The sequence below is a fragment of the Bradyrhizobium sp. 25ACV genome (assembly GCF_054863005.1).
Map to the genome: position 1 here is coordinate 1 of NZ_JAVAYO010000078.1, position 276 is coordinate 276.

The 276-nt window shown below is 65.2% G+C and carries 1 protein-coding gene; it reads left to right on the forward strand.

The window, feature by feature from the left end; translation table 11 throughout:
* A partial coding sequence (locus RAD04_RS38650) for a hypothetical protein (RefSeq protein WP_461627965.1) occupies positions 1-182 on the forward strand: 182 nt, incomplete at its 5' end.
* Positions 183-276 lie beyond the last annotated feature (94 nt).

The window sequence follows — 276 nt, forward strand, 5'->3', positions numbered from 1 at the left end:
GTGAGAACTGGGGCCTCTTCGCCGCTAAGTTCGGCTCGCTCGACGCGCTCAAGGAGACGATGGCGCGTATCAAGCCGATCCGGCATGCCGCCTCGCACCCGCGTGTCCTCGCGCTTGAGGACCTGATCATGCTGTCGGCCGATGGCCGGAGGTTATTGCGCTGGATCGGACGCGAGCATTGAGCCTCCGGACAGCCACGGCCGGGCAACTCGAGCAAGCGGTGTCGACGACGTCCGATGGAACGCCATCGGTCGCATCCTCGACCTCTACTCGCTC